This is a genomic window from Brevibacillus sp. FW306-2-1A-C05A (assembly GCF_058781555.1).
Genome location: NZ_JBYSWV010000001.1, coordinates 347,274 through 359,820, shown reverse-complemented (window position 1 = coordinate 359,820; position 12,547 = coordinate 347,274). Strand labels below are relative to the sequence as shown.

Sequence of the window (12,547 nt, the reverse complement as noted above, 5' to 3'; positions counted from 1 at the left end):
TCAATGGGCTCGCGGGGACGCAAGCAAAGCATCATGGGAAACCTCCTTTTAGGTGCTGGGATGTTCACCTGCCATGCAAGATAGCAAGGTGGATAGTACATGTATATGAACCGTTCCTCACGTCCCATGCGCGACAGCGTGCGATCAAAAACAATTCTTTGCAGGTGTTTTGCTTGATAAAGTGGCCGTTTTCTCTAATAATAACGGTGTGTACCTACGATGCATTCAGCATGGCAAGCGTACGGAAGGAAGGAAACGCATATGGAACCGATGAGCTTTGTCCTTTTTGGTGCTACAGGAGATTTGGCGAAACGCAAAATTTTTCCGGCGTTGTTTAATTTATATGTCGATAAAAAGCTGCCTGCTGCCTTTTCCATTGTCGGAGTGGGCAGGAGAGCATGGTCTGATACGGCGTTTATCCAAAGTGTAGAGCAGTCCATCCGGGAGTTTTCCCGTCGCCACGAGATCGACCAGGCGGTGCTTGCACCATTTTTGGCGGCGTTCTCGTATGTGGCAGTCGATGTGACGGATGCTGCGGGATACGCGTCGTTGCTTGAGCGGGTGGAGCAGCGGGAAAAGGAGTTCAACCTCCCGCAAAACCGGATGTTTTATTTGTCGGTGGCGCCCGAGTATTTTGAAGTGATTGCGGCCAACATCCAGGAGAGCGGACTCGGCTCTCCACAGGGCTGGAAGCGCCTGATTATCGAAAAGCCGTTTGGGCGCGACCTGCAATCGGCCGAAGACTTGAATCAGAAGCTGACGAAAGCTTTTACCGAAGAAGAAATTTACCGCATCGATCATTATTTGGGCAAGGCCATGGTGCAAAATCTGGAGGCGCTGGAGTTCGCCAACCCTGTGTTTGCCGCGCTGTGGAACAATCGGCACATCGCAAACGTGCAGATTACAGCCAGCGAGACGGTCGGAGTGGAAGAAAGGGCAGGCTTTTACGAGCAGGCCGGAGCACTCCGCGACATGGTGCAAAACCACATGCTGCAAATGCTGATGATGGTCGCCATGCACATCCCCAAGCGGATTACGGCAACCGATATTCGGGCACAAAAGCGCAAGGTGATGGAGGCAGTGCGGCCGCTGAAAATAGAAGAGGTGGCGCAAAACGTCGTGCGCGCCCAGTACAGTGCCGGGCAAATCGGGGAGACGCCTGTTGTTGGCTACCGGGACGAGCCGGGGGTATCGCCTGCGTCCATGACGGAAACGTATATCGCAGCGCGCGTTTGGATCGACGACCCGTTTTGGAGAGGCGTGCCTTTTTACATTCGCACAGGAAAGCGGCTGAAGGAAAAAGCGACCCGCATCGTCATCGAATTCAAAAACCCTTTGGAGCGGCTGTACCGGGAGCAGCAAGAAAAGACATTGCCCAACCTGCTCATCATCAACGTCCATCCCGAAGAAGGAATCGCCTTGCAGTTGAATAGTAAGAATCCGGCCAATAGCGGAAAAATTGAGCCTGTCACGGTTGACTTCAGCGCAGGCCACCAGGACGTGCCAGAGGCGTACGAACGACTGCTGTTCGATGCGCTGCGCGGCGATTCCACTTACTTCGCCCACTGGAACGAAGTGCGGCTGTCGTGGAAATGGGTGGAGCCGATCCTTGCCGCCTTCGAACGCAATCTCGTTCCGCTCGTCTCGTATGAGGCAGGTTCACACGGTCCGGAGGCCGCGCGTGATTTGCTTCGGGAAGAAGGATTTTCCTGGTGGCTAGATCATGTAGAAGAACGTGAGCTGGAGCCAGTGCATCGGTAGTGTGTGCAGAGGGAGTGTCGGGCGCACGAGCGAAAAGGCTACGTGCCCAACCCGGCCCCTTCGGCCAGCCAGCGAAAAACTGCCTGCAAATCCCACGACTTTCGGCCAATCAGCCCAAAAACAGGGGGGAAGCGATTCATGCGATTTGGCGTAATCGGTACCAACTGGATTACAGAAGAGTTCATCCAGGCAGGCCTTACGGTAGAGGGCTTTTCCCTGCAAGCTGTTTGCTCGCGAACGCTCGAGCGCGCCAAGGAATTTGCGGCCAAGTTCGCGGCTCCTTTTTTCTACACGAATCCTGCAGAGATGGCGGCGAGCGGACAAATCGACGCCGTCTACATTGCCAGCCCCAATTGCTTTCATGCAGAGCAGGCCATCCTGTGCATGAGCTTGGGGCTGCACGTCTTGTGCGAAAAGCCGCTCGCCTCGAATGCGGACGAAGTAGAGGCGATGCTTGCGGCGGCGAAAAAGCATGATGTTCTGCTCATGGAAGCGGTCAAATCGACCCTCGTGCCGAACTTTTTTACGATTCAGGACCATTTGCCCAAGCTGGGGAAAATTCGCCGCTTCATCGCCAGCAATTGCCAGTATTCCTCCCGCTACGATGCGTATCGCGCGGGCGAGGTGCTGCGGGCTTTTGACCCGGCTTACTCCAACGGAGCCTTGATGGATATCGGGATTTACTGTCTCTATCCGGCAATCGTTCTGTTTGGCAAGCCGGAGCAGGTCAAGGCAGAAGGAGTTGTGCTGGCGTCAGGGGTAGACGGAGAAGGCAGCATTCTTTTGAAGTACGAAGAGATGGACGCCATCCTCAGCTTTTCCAAGATTACCACCTCCTATCAGCCAGCGGAAATCCAGGGGGAGGACGCCACGATGGTGATCGATAAAATCAATCACCTGACGCGCATCGAGATTCGCTACCGAGACGGCAGGATCGAGGATGTGACCAGGCCCCAGACGCCGAAGGCGATGCACTACGAAATCAGGGAGTTTATCCGGCTGGCTTCGGCGGGCGCCAGAGAGTCGGCGACCAATTCACATGCAGCCTCCCGATTGACGATGGAAGTCATGGACGAAGCGAGAAGGCAAATCGGCGTCGTCTTCCCGGCCGATTTGCGGCGCGGAAGCAAGCATCCGGAGACAGGGAAGAACGAACAAAACAGGGAGGCGAAACGCGATGAAAATGTTTGATGTGACCGCACCTATTTTTGAAGGGATGACGGTGTACAAAAACAAGCCGGAAAAGCAGCCGAAGATTTTGTCTGCAACAAACGGCTACGTGACCGAGTCGAGAATCGACATGGATGTGCATTCTGGCACACATGTGGACGCGCCGCTGCACATGGTGAAGGACGGGGAGACGTTTGAAAGCATTTCGCTGGAAAAGCTGGTAGGAAACTGCCGCGTACTCGACCTGACGCATGTGGAAGACAAGATCGGGCGAGCCGAGCTGGAAGGTTACGACATTGCGTCGGGAGAGTTTGTCCTGTTTCAAACGAAAAATTCGTGGGAGGATGCTTTTTCGTTCGAGTTCGTCTATTTGGCACAAGACGGCGCAGCGTATTTGGCGGAAAAAGGCGTGCGCGGTGTCGGCACGGATGCATTGGGGATTGAGCGCAGCCAGGAAGGACACCCAACCCACAAAACGTTGTTTGGCGCAGGCGTGATCGTGATTGAGGGCTTGCGGCTTCGCGAGGTGCCCGCAGGAAAATACTTCATGGTTGCTGCCCCGTTAAAGCTGGTCGGCACAGACGCTGCTCCGGCAAGGGTGCTGTTGTTTGAGGGCTGGCAGGGATGAAGGTAAATAAAGCGTTCGCAGGGGGGAGCTGCGGGTTCGGGTACGGGTTCGGGCACGGATACGTATGCCCAACTGCTTTGCGCGACAGAGGGTCTGGCTTGCTATCCCTTTAAAACGGCCGTGATGTTACCACAGAGCATCTGAAAACCGGATGCTCTAAGAAAAGGCCAGACAGCAAAGGAATGACCGTTCCCAAAATCAAAGGAGGCGAAAAGCATGCCAAGTCGACCAAATCGCGAGGAATACGGGGAGTATTTTGCCTACTATGTCGAGCAAGTGCCAGAAGGCGAGTTGACAGCCGTACTGGCGAAGCAACTGGCGCAGACCGTCGAGATGTATGCCGGGCTTACCGAGGCGCAAGCGGAGTATCGCTACGCGCCGGGCAAATGGACCGTAAAAGAAGTGTTGGGGCATCTGATCGATACGGAGCGGATTATGAGCTACCGCTTGCTGCGAATTGCCCGGGGAGATCAGACACCGCTCGTCGGATTTGACGAAAATGCGTATGTTGCGCAAGCTTTTTTTCAGAAACGCGACCTGGCCGATTTGCTCGAAGAATATCAGGCTGTTCGGCAGTCGACGCGCGCTCTGTTGCGGGGAGTGGCAGAGGAGGCGTGGACGCGAACAGGGACGGCCAACGGCAACAAACTGTCCGCACGCACTTTGGCCTATGTCATTGCCGGGCATGAGGCCCATCACTGTCGCATATTGCGGGAAAGGTATTCACTGTAGACGGTATGCAAAAGCGAACCGCGTTGATTTGATTCGTCCCTTTCGCTTGTTTATTCTACCATTTTCAGGAAAAGTAGAATAGAATGGTAGTAACGATTTGCAAAATTGCATACGGGGGAACAGGTTCCTTGCGGCGATTCGCTGCTAAGGATAATAGGGAAGCTCGGTGCAAATCCGACACGGTCCCGCCACTGTAAGAGGGGAGTTTCGCGCACACAGGCCACTTGTCCAGCCGCTGGACAGGGAAGGCAGCGCCAGACGATGATCCCGAAGTCAGGAGACCTGCCTGTTTCAACAACACTGATGGACCTACGGGAGATAGGGAGGTGTTAGAGGACTCGCCATACTGGCAAACGGACAAGGATGTCTATTGCTTGCCTGCGCATTTTCTAACGATCGGATCTTTTTTCGATCAGTAGAAAATGCGTTTTTTGTTTTGGGGAGAGGAAATCGGCGCTGATTGACCGTGAGCAACTCAAAGGAGGGAGCAGCATGGTTCAGCTTTTCATCTGTCAATGGTGCGGTTATGTCGAAGAACGAGAGCTGTCGGGGGAAAGCGAGGAAGGGCTGGTCCGTTGCGTTTGCTGCAGTACGGAGGAAGTCGAAAGCGTTTTTGCCAGGTGAAGGCGACCGTACATTCGGAACGGTTGTCCCGTTTTTGGCCGTATCTGAACCGTTTCTGACCGCATCTAGCCTGGTTAAAAACGAAAAAGAATTTTGTTGACGAATGCTTTGGAATTTCTTAGAATAGGCTCAACAGCAAACAAAGTTCTTATCCAGAGAGGTGGAGGGTCTGGCCCGATGAAGCCCGGCAACCGTTGCGTAGTGCGACAAGGTGCCAATTCCTGCGGGGCGTTTTCGTTCCGAAAGATAAGAAGCGGGTACATCGTAGCAGTTATGACGAACCTTCTTCTTAGCGAAGAAGGTTTTTTGATGTTTCCGCTCAACAAAGGCTTTCTTTTCCAATAATCTTTTCGCTTGGCCGCTTTCTCGACGAGAAAGAGCAAAAATTCATAGTTTTCTTTATCCAGAGAGGCGGAGGGACTGGCCCGATGAAGCCCGGCAACCGTCACACAGCTTGTGACAAGGTGCCAATTCCTGCAGGGCGGAAGCGTCCTGGGAGATAAGGAGAAGGATTTCGTTGATGCCAAAACCTTCTTCTTAGCGGGAAGGTTTTTTCTTTTTACGAAAATATTGCTATGAGGTGGTAGAAATGAGCGCAGGTGTAGTCAAGGTAGGGCTGCTTGGATTGGGAACAGTAGGGGGCGGCGTCATCAAGACGATTCGTTCGCAGCAGGAGAAGCTGGCTGCGAGATTGGGCAAGCGAATCGAAATTGTCAAAGCATTGGTCCGCGATTCGGAAAAAGAACGGGCCGTTCAGGTAGATCCCGCGCTTTTGACCACGGATTTTGAGGACGTGTTGAAAAGCGATGTGGACATTGTCGTCGAGGTGATGGGGGGCGTCGAGCCGACGTATGACTACGTCCGTGCCTTGATCGAAAAAGGCTGCCACGTGGTGACGGCGAACAAGGAGCTGCTTGCCAAACGCGGCACAGAGTTGGTCGATCTGGCAAACCGGCATCAGGTCCATCTGGCCTATGAGGCGAGCGTGGCAGGCGGCATCCCGATTTTGAGCGTGCTGCGACAGTTTTTGCGCACGAACGATATTCAAGGAGTGCGCGGCATTCTCAACGGTACGACGAACTTCATCCTGACGAAAATGGAAGCGGAGCAGCTCCCCTATCAGGAAGTGTTGAAGCAAGCGCAGGAGCTGGGGTATGCGGAAGCCGATCCGCGCTCTGACGTGGAAGGATTCGACGCGATGTACAAACTGTACATTCTCGCGCAGCTTGTGTACGGAGAATCGCTGCCGCTTGCAAATGTCGTGCGCAAAGGGATTGCCGATTTGTCTCCTGGTCACATCCGTATCGCAAACGAGCTGGGCTACCGGATCAAGCTGATTGCCCAGGCGCACAAAACAGAGCAAGGAATCCGGCTCTCGGTTCAGCCGACCATGCTGCCTGTCGCTCATCCGCTGGCGCAAATTCAGGATGCTTTCAACGCTGTTCAGCTTTCCGGAAACATCGTAGGCGATCTGCTGTTTACGGGCAGAGGCGCAGGCGAGCTGCCGACGGCAAGCGCCGTTGTCGAGGATTTGGCTTATTTGTTGACGCAGCCGTTTACCCCGCATCCGGCCTGGAAGGAAAAAACGGCCGAAGCGCAGCCGGGTCAATGGCAGGACGAGCGCGTGCTGTGTTATCTCGAAGGCTCGTGTCTCGCTGCGACGCCTGATCGCGTCCTGCATTTCTTGCGCGAGGCGGGCGTGACGGTGACGAAGCTGAAAGTCCAATTCGATCTGGGCGGAGTATTGCGCGCGGGGTTGATCGTAACAGGGATTCGCGAAGAGCACGAGGAAGTGCTGAAAAGCGATTTTGGCCTGTCCGTCCGCTGCTTCCCGCTGCTGGAAACGGCATAACCCGAAAAAGCGGCGCAAAAGAAAAAACGGGCAGGCAGCAAGGACGAATGCCAGATGGATGGCGTCCTACTGCCTGCCGTTTTTGTCCGAATGCTTGGGGGGATCAGGGGCGGAGCCGTTTTGCTGGTTTCCCGGGAAGACGGCTTTTTCCCATTTGGTCATGAAATAGCCCGAGAGCAGAAAAACGCCAATGGCTGCTACGGTAATGATGGCTCCTGTCATGCTCTCCCTCCTTTTGCTCGTAAAAGCGGTCTTGCTATGGTTTACGAATAAGGCTTGGAGAGGTTTCAGCCAAAAGAACAGGGATGCGCCCGTTTTTTCATGAGCGGCTTCCGGCTGAAGTGGCGAATAGGACGGGGGTTATACTATGCCATGCCATGCTAACTTCCCCGCACGCGGCCCTCTGCGTCAATCTGGACGTTTTCCGAGAGCGATTCGATTCGCTTGCGCAAAGCGGCTCCATCTGTGGCGTTCATCGGCACGGCTTGTCCCAGTTCGGCGTGGAACGGAAGCATTGTCAGGTCGCAGGCGGCGTTTTTCGTACAGCTTGCTTGCAGCACCATCGTTTCCCACGTTTTCGGCTCGGTCGAGCGCGTGAAAATGAAGTTGCCCAGGCTGTAGGCGATCCATTTGCCGCGATACTGCTCAAAGCCTTGCAGCACGTGCGGATGGCCGCCGACGATCAGGTCAGCGCCTGCGTCGATGTACGCCTTGGCGAGTTCTTTTTGATGATCGACGGGAAAGTCTTCGCGCTCTTTGCCCCAATGGGCGATCACGACGACGAGATCAGCCTGTGCTTTCGCCTGCTCGATGGCTTGGACGGCCAAGGCGGGGTCGTAGGTTCCCGCCAGTCCCGGCCCGTTTTTTTGCGCGAACCAGCTCACTTCCGGTATGACCCGGCTGAATCCGAGCACGGCGAGCCTGATGCCGTTTTTCTCCACAAAAACAGGCGCGAAGGCGCGGGTGGCATCGACTCCGCCCCCGACATAGGCGATCCGGTGTTCCTCCAGCGCGGCGAACGTATCGAGCAAGCCGTCTACGCCCTGATCCATCGAGTGGTTGTTCGCCAGATTGACCGCGTCGATTCCGGCGGCCTGCATGGCGGGCGCAGCCAAAGGGGACGACTTGTAGACGTACGCTTTGTTGTCGGCGGGAGTCCCTCTCGTCGTAAGCGGCGTCTCCAGGTTGGCGATGGTGTAGTCATCCTGCAAAAAAAGCGAGCGCACATGCGTGAACGGGTAGTCGTAGCCTTTTTCTAGCAAAACGTTTTCCACATTTCCTGCCATCATGACGTCCCCGACAAAGCTGAGCCGGACAGTCGGCTCCGGGGCAGCGACCGGCTCTGGTGCGGGAGTGGCTTTGGGAGCCTCGTGCTTGCCGAGCGCAGTGAAGCCGAGATAAGCGCCTGCCCCGAGGACGGCGAGCAAGCTGAAAAGCAGCGTATTTTTCCCTGCCCGAAGCCACTTTGGTTTTGTCTGTCTTCGCCGGGAGCGTCTCCGGCTGTGATTCGTCTCGTTCATGCTTCTCCTTTCTTCGCTAACGAAAAGCTGCTAAATTTTGCTATGATAAAGGTAATTACGAAAAGAGGCGAAAAAAGATGCAATTGTCCTTTGACCATCTGGTTCATTTTGTCCATCGTCCGCCCGCAGAAGCAGCGCGGCTGTTTCGCGAAGCCGGATTTCACGCTGTAACGGGAGGCAGGCACACCCATTGGGGGACATGGAACAGTCTCAGCTATTTTGGCTTGTCGTATGTGGAGTTTTTGGCGGTCGAGGATGCGGCGGTTGCCGGACGATCCGACAATCCGCTCATCGCGCAGTTGGTCGCGGAGCACGAGCTTGGCGAAGGGCTTGGACAAATCGCCTTGCGCACCAGCGAAATGGATCGGTGGGTGGAGCGATTTCGCGCGCTTGGGCTGAAGCTGACAGGGCCAGTAGACGGCAGCCGCACAAGAGACGACGGAAAAACATTGCGCTGGCGCATGCTGTTTGCCGAAGACCCGCAGACTGCGCGAAAGCTGCCGTTTTTGATTGAGTGGCAGGAGACAGACGAGGAGCGCCAGGCAGATTTGACGCAGCGCGGGATCATCGCTCCGCATCCGAACGGAGCAGCCGAGCTTCTGGCTGTCGGCTTCGCTGTCGCGAATTTGGACGCGGCTGCTGCGGACTGGACGCGGTGGTTCGGCTTGCAGGGCGGGGAAGTTTTCACGGATGAGCGACTGGGTGCGCGTTGCTTGTCGCTTGCGCTGCCCGGCGGAAGCATCGTCCTGTGTGAACCGACGCAGCCTGGAGCGGCGCAGCAGGCGTTAGCGGCGAGCGGAGAGCGTCCTTTTTTCGCGAAAATCGGCGCGGCGAATGCATTGCCGCTTCCGCACGACATTTGCGGCGGGATTTATCTCACTTGACGGACAGCAAAAGCAAGAAACCGGAAAAAAGGAGGCAAGCCTTTGACTGTACCTAAGCATTCACTGTCTGCTGCAGCGATCATTGTCAACGAGCGCAAGGAAGTGCTGCTGATAAAAGGCCCGAGGCGCGGCTGGGAGATGCCTGGCGGAAAAGTGGAGGAAGGCGAGTCCATCCGGGCGGCAGCCATCCGGGAGACGAAGGAAGAGTGCGGCTTGGACATCGAAATTACGAAGTTTTGCGGCGTGTTTCAAAACGTGAGCAAGTCGATCTGCAATGTGCTGTTTTTAGCGAGGCCGATTGGCGGGAAGCTGATCGCGACGCCCGAGTGTCTGGAAGCCGGGTTTTTCCCGATTGAAGAGGCGCTGCAAAAGGTTACGTGGAGCAACTTCCGGCAGCGAATTGAGCTGTGCTTGCAGGAGGAAAAGCACCCGTTTTACGTGGAGTTTTGAAAGAACACGCAGCTTGGGAAAGCGGCGTGGGCGTGCAGAGACGAATCCACGACTCGGCGCAGGAACGAGTGAAAGAAGCTGTCCGAAAGCGGACGGCTTTTTTGTGTAGCCAATATACGTGCAACATAATAACGTAGTCAGAGTTGTCAGGAAATATTTTGTTTCTTTTTAGAGTAATAAATGTTACGCTTTGAAGTAATTGAAGTAATTGAAGTAATTGAAGTAATTGAATGGTAAAGAGGGAGCGCATGACGGATAACTTGACTCTTAATGTCGCCTTGCTCAGACGCAAGGTTCCCAACCTGACTGCAGCCGCTAAAGAGGCAGGCTTGCGGCCAGCTACGGTGTCCAATTTGTGTACGGGCAAAATTCCTGTCGGCCGGGCAGAGGTTCGCACGTTGGTGAGTCTGGCTGAGCTGGCAGGCTGTCGTCTTGACGATTTGATTATTCGCGGCGGGCAAACGAAAATGCTGGAGACGGGAATCAAGGTGATCGACGTTTTCGCCCCTGTCGTTCGCGGGGGGACGGTCGGGTTGGTGGCAAAGCCAGGGATGGGACAACTGGTCGTGCTGGCGGAGTTGTTTTTGCGCCTGAAGCAGACAGGCTTTACCCCTGTTTTCTGGCGCCCGGCTCGGGATGTCGTGGGCATGGAAGAGGTCATTTCAGAAGCGGCAGCCGTATGTGATAGCTGCGAAGAGTGCTTTCAAGCCATTTTGCAAGCAGAAGAACACGGCACAGCCGTACTGGCCGCTGACCGGTCTTACGTGTTATTTGGGGAGCTTGGCAAGTTGCGGGGCATGCTGGCCGAAGCGCGAGTAACAGACTTGACCGTATTTCTGATTGATGTGAGCGGCGTGGCCACGGAAGAGATTGTCCCCTATGGTCCGTTGGATACGCTTTGGCAATTTGATTTTGTCTTGTCCAGCAAGCGTTTTTATCCGGCGATTGATCCCGTAGCCTCTACCGCGACTTTGCTGGAAGACGCGCATTTCGAAAACCGTCATTTTACAGTCCAGCAAAAAGCCAAGAAACTGTTGCGCAGATACCGCGAGCTGGCACAATGGCTTGAAGCGAGCGAACAGGCTGCCGTTCCCCCGGAGGAAACGGAGACATTCGTGCGGGGCAGGAGACTGGAGCTGTACTTGACGCAGCCTTTTTACATCGCAGAGCCAGTGACCAAGCTTGCGGGAGTGTGGGTCAACGCCGCTGATTCATTGGAACATGTGTCGCGTATTGTAGAAGGAAAAACGGATGGGCTTGACCCGCAACTGCTTTTTTACATCGGTGGCTTGCCCGATACAGTGCCTACGGGGGAGATGGGGTAACGTGGAGCAAAACGAGCTGTTTGCCAAAAGAATCGTAATGAGGCCAAGCGACGAGAAGACTTCTCTTGTAGAGGTAAAAAAGGATGTCGTGTACAAGACATCCGATCGCGGCGATCTGAAAATGGACGTGTACTATCCAAAAGGGAGTGAGTGCTCCAAAGGGATGCCTGCTGTCATACTCATCCACGGAGACGGACCGTGGCATTTTTTGCAAACGATCAAGGACAGCGGACAATACGTATCGTGGGGACAGCTTCTTGCTGCGAGTGGCCTGATCGCTGTCACGTTTACCCATCGTTCCACGGAGAGGTTTTCCAAGCTTGATGAGGCTGTCCGGGATGTGGAGGACGCTTTGGCGTACATACGCGAGAGCGGAGAGCAGCTTGGCATCGCGCGCGAGCGACTCGGGATCTGGGTGTGCTCCGCCGGTGGCCCTGTCGGACTTCCGACTGCGCTGCGGAATAAGGCGGGTGACATTCGCTGTGTCGCCGCATTGTACGCGATTATGGATTTGTGGAGCGCGCGGGCTATGCTTCCTGATCTGGATGAGCAAACTTTGCGGGCTGCATCCGCACGGGCTGCTCTGGAGGAAGCGCCTGCAAACCTTCCGCCGCTTCTGGTAGCGAAAGCAGGGGCAGATCGGGCGGACTTGAACGCGACGATTGATGACTTCGTTTTGACCGCCTCCAAGCAAAATGTTTCTCTCGATTACTACCTCCATCCCGATGGTCGCCATGCTTTCGATCTCTGGGATGACGATTTGCGGAGCAAGCAGATCATTAACCACTCGGTAGCTTTTTTCCAAAATCATTTACTGGAAGCAAACAGCGGTAGCTAAAAACAACGGTTCGCTTACACCCGGGCTTAACGTTACACATCGATCATGACCAGAGTGTAGCACGCTAACGGTGTCATCTTTTTCATCACGCATGGCGTCAAAACCATTTTCATACCAAAAAAGCAACCGCCTCCTCCCCCAAAAGAGGAAGCCGGTTGCTTTTTCGTTTTTCCTACGCCTCATTGCGTGCCAAACGTCTTTTTCGTCAATTGGCGGTACATGTACAGCATCGCGATTCGCCAAGGGACGAGCATGCCGAAAGCAAGCAGGAAAAACAGTCCGCCCGTCTGAATCGAGGTGAAGCTGTCGTTTATCACCAGCTTGATAATCACCCGGATGATTAACAGACCGACCAGGATGAAGAAAAAGGCTCGGGAGCGCTTGAGGTAGACGTCTTGGCCGATCACTTCGAAACGCGAAGTCATAATCAACGGAATCGAGAAAAACAACCCCGTGACAAAAGCCGCTACATCGTACATCGGCGGGAGCGCCGCCTCCGGAAAGAAAAACATCGCAAAGCCCGTCGCCATGAAGAAAGGCGGCAAGATAATGCTCTTTGCCGACACAGGCTTTTTTTGCCTGCGCATACGCACAAAGATGAGTGCAGTCGCCATCAGGAGCGGAACCAGAAGGCCGAATGTAGGGGAAGATAATATCTGCATGGAAAAAACGCCTCCAAAGACTTGCCACATATTTTCAACGTTGTTTTTTCTAGTCTAGTGTACACCAAATGGAGGCGCATGGAAAAGCAGGAGACAGGCAA

At 54.7% G+C, this 12,547-nt stretch carries 12 protein-coding genes and 3 riboswitches; of the genes, 9 read left to right on the top strand and 3 right to left on the bottom strand.

What is annotated here, in order from left to right; all coding sequences use genetic code 11:
- The first annotated feature begins 261 nt into the window (after positions 1-261).
- From zwf to AC3WJN_RS01870, 5 genes are all read left to right on the top strand, one after another.
- Entirely contained in the window at positions 262-1,761 is a 1,500-nt protein-coding gene (gene zwf, locus AC3WJN_RS01890) for a glucose-6-phosphate dehydrogenase (RefSeq protein WP_007786311.1), read from the top strand.
- A gap of 138 nt (positions 1,762-1,899) precedes the next feature.
- Positions 1,900-2,952, top strand: a complete 1,053-nt coding sequence (locus tag AC3WJN_RS01885) for a Gfo/Idh/MocA family protein (RefSeq protein WP_007786309.1) — start codon at positions 1,900-1,902, stop codon at positions 2,950-2,952.
- Positions 2,939-3,559 carry a cyclase family protein gene (locus AC3WJN_RS01880; RefSeq protein ID WP_005829724.1) on the top strand — a complete coding sequence of 207 codons (621 nt, stop codon included), beginning with the start codon at positions 2,939-2,941 and terminating at the stop codon, positions 3,557-3,559. The genes AC3WJN_RS01885 and AC3WJN_RS01880 overlap by 14 nt, the downstream gene beginning before the upstream one ends.
- 216 nt (positions 3,560-3,775) lie before the next feature.
- Positions 3,776-4,291: a DinB family protein gene (locus tag AC3WJN_RS01875; RefSeq protein ID WP_005829727.1), complete on the top strand. Its 516-nt coding sequence runs from the start codon at positions 3,776-3,778 to the stop codon at positions 4,289-4,291.
- A 104-nt stretch (positions 4,292-4,395) separates the two neighbouring features.
- Positions 4,396-4,595: riboswitch (cobalamin riboswitch) on the top strand.
- Between the two features lie 465 nt (positions 4,596-5,060).
- A riboswitch (SAM riboswitch) is annotated at positions 5,061-5,168 on the top strand.
- Between the two features lie 143 nt (positions 5,169-5,311).
- Positions 5,312-5,421: riboswitch (SAM riboswitch) on the top strand.
- A gap of 83 nt (positions 5,422-5,504) precedes the next feature.
- Positions 5,505-6,767 (top strand): homoserine dehydrogenase, encoded by a 1,263-nt coding sequence (locus AC3WJN_RS01870; protein WP_007786304.1) that lies wholly within the window; start codon positions 5,505-5,507, stop codon positions 6,765-6,767.
- A gap of 66 nt (positions 6,768-6,833) precedes the next feature.
- Here AC3WJN_RS01870 and AC3WJN_RS01865 read toward each other — a convergent pair whose 3' ends face one another.
- Both AC3WJN_RS01865 and AC3WJN_RS01860 read right to left on the bottom strand, forming a co-directional pair.
- Positions 6,834-6,989, bottom strand: coding sequence for a hypothetical protein (locus AC3WJN_RS01865; RefSeq protein ID WP_007786301.1), 156 nt, complete (start codon positions 6,987-6,989; stop codon positions 6,834-6,836).
- 158 nt (positions 6,990-7,147) lie between these two features.
- The gene (locus AC3WJN_RS01860) at positions 7,148-8,287 is read right to left on the bottom strand and encodes a CapA family protein (RefSeq protein WP_005829732.1); all 1,140 of its coding nucleotides are present in this window, start codon (positions 8,285-8,287) and stop codon (positions 7,148-7,150) included.
- A 77-nt stretch (positions 8,288-8,364) separates the two neighbouring features.
- Here AC3WJN_RS01860 and AC3WJN_RS01855 point away from each other — a divergent pair, with 77 nt between their 5' ends.
- The 4 genes from AC3WJN_RS01855 (at position 8,365) to AC3WJN_RS01840 (ending at position 11,784) form a co-directional block, all read left to right on the top strand.
- The gene (locus AC3WJN_RS01855) at positions 8,365-9,171 is read left to right on the top strand and encodes a VOC family protein (protein WP_007786298.1); all 807 of its coding nucleotides are present in this window, start codon (positions 8,365-8,367) and stop codon (positions 9,169-9,171) included.
- Between the two features lie 42 nt (positions 9,172-9,213).
- On the top strand, positions 9,214-9,621 hold the full coding sequence (locus AC3WJN_RS01850) for an NUDIX hydrolase (protein ID WP_007786295.1): 408 nt from the start codon (positions 9,214-9,216) through the stop codon (positions 9,619-9,621).
- 248 nt (positions 9,622-9,869) lie between these two features.
- The gene (locus AC3WJN_RS01845; protein WP_007779253.1) at positions 9,870-10,946 is read left to right on the top strand and encodes a P-loop NTPase family protein; all 1,077 of its coding nucleotides are present in this window, start codon (positions 9,870-9,872) and stop codon (positions 10,944-10,946) included.
- Between the two features lies 1 nt (position 10,947).
- Positions 10,948-11,784, top strand: coding sequence for an alpha/beta hydrolase (locus AC3WJN_RS01840; protein ID WP_005829740.1), 837 nt, complete (start codon positions 10,948-10,950; stop codon positions 11,782-11,784).
- 179 nt (positions 11,785-11,963) lie between these two features.
- On the opposite strand, the gene AC3WJN_RS01835 is transcribed toward AC3WJN_RS01840, so the two are convergent.
- Complete coding sequence (locus AC3WJN_RS01835; RefSeq protein WP_005829742.1) at positions 11,964-12,446, bottom strand: CcdC family protein; 483 nt, start codon at positions 12,444-12,446, stop codon at positions 11,964-11,966.
- Positions 12,447-12,547 lie beyond the last annotated feature (101 nt).

What these genes read in the sequence shown, in the direction of transcription:
- zwf (WP_007786311.1), top strand. Translation starts at nt 262, where the DNA reads ATGGAACCGATGAGCTTTGTCCTTTTTGGTGCTACAGGAGATTTGGCG.
- AC3WJN_RS01885 (WP_007786309.1), top strand. Translation starts at nt 1,900, where the DNA reads ATGCGATTTGGCGTAATCGGTACCAACTGGATTACAGAAGAGTTCATC.
- AC3WJN_RS01880 (WP_005829724.1), top strand. Translation starts at nt 2,939, where the DNA reads ATGAAAATGTTTGATGTGACCGCACCTATTTTTGAAGGGATGACGGTG.
- AC3WJN_RS01875 (WP_005829727.1), top strand. Translation starts at nt 3,776, where the DNA reads ATGCCAAGTCGACCAAATCGCGAGGAATACGGGGAGTATTTTGCCTAC.
- AC3WJN_RS01870 (WP_007786304.1), top strand. Translation starts at nt 5,505, where the DNA reads ATGAGCGCAGGTGTAGTCAAGGTAGGGCTGCTTGGATTGGGAACAGTA.
- AC3WJN_RS01865 (WP_007786301.1), bottom strand. Translation starts at nt 6,989, where the DNA reads ATGACAGGAGCCATCATTACCGTAGCAGCCATTGGCGTTTTTCTGCTC.
- AC3WJN_RS01860 (WP_005829732.1), bottom strand. Translation starts at nt 8,287, where the DNA reads ATGAACGAGACGAATCACAGCCGGAGACGCTCCCGGCGAAGACAGACA.
- AC3WJN_RS01855 (WP_007786298.1), top strand. Translation starts at nt 8,365, where the DNA reads ATGCAATTGTCCTTTGACCATCTGGTTCATTTTGTCCATCGTCCGCCC.
- AC3WJN_RS01845 (WP_007779253.1), top strand. Translation starts at nt 9,870, where the DNA reads ATGACGGATAACTTGACTCTTAATGTCGCCTTGCTCAGACGCAAGGTT.
- AC3WJN_RS01835 (WP_005829742.1), bottom strand. Translation starts at nt 12,446, where the DNA reads ATGCAGATATTATCTTCCCCTACATTCGGCCTTCTGGTTCCGCTCCTG.